A 602-nucleotide genomic window follows, 5' to 3' on the forward strand; every position below is an offset into this window, starting at 1 on the left:
GGTACCGCCCGCGCCAACGCCATCATTGGCGAACACACCGCCCGCGCGGTGAAGATCGTGCCGACGTCGCATGGCAAGGTCGATCCCTCGGTGCTGCTCGGGCTCGGTCTGGCCGTCGAGGACGACATCGAAAACCGCAAGTCCCACCATGACGGCGCGTTCGACCATGAGCATGACGACTTCGACACCTTCATTGTCGACATTGCCTCGATCGCCAATCCCGATGAACTGGCGAAGCGCGTCGCCACCGTCGCCGAAGAAGAGAACGTGCTGCGCGTAAAAGGCTTCGTCGAGGTCGGCGGCAAGCCGATGCGGCTCTTGCTGCAGGCCGTCGGGCCGCGCGTCAATCATTACTATGACCGCGCCTGGACCGCGCAGGACGACCGCCGTTCGCGCCTCGTCGTCATCGGCCTGAAGGGGCTGAACCGCCCGGCGATCGAGCGTATACTCGCCGGCTGATTTCGGACACGGGTCGCGATGCACATCCTCACCACGACATCCGCCTCGCTCGACGACCTCGCCGAGCCGGTCGATCTGCGGCAGACGCCGGCGGATATCGTGGCCCTGTCCTTCACCGACAGCGACCTCGCCGGACTGGCGGC

Annotated in this window: 1 protein-coding gene; it reads left to right on the forward strand. The window is 65.8% G+C overall.

Annotated features, from left to right (window positions below):
- A partial coding sequence (locus EN893_RS36945) for a GTP-binding protein (protein ID WP_206640272.1) occupies positions 1-459 on the forward strand: 459 nt, incomplete at its 5' end.
- Between the last annotated feature and the right edge of the window lie 143 nt (positions 460-602).

It is taken from the genome of Mesorhizobium sp. M7A.F.Ca.CA.004.04.2.1 (assembly GCF_004022825.1).
Classification (GTDB): Bacteria; Pseudomonadota; Alphaproteobacteria; order Rhizobiales; family Rhizobiaceae; genus Mesorhizobium.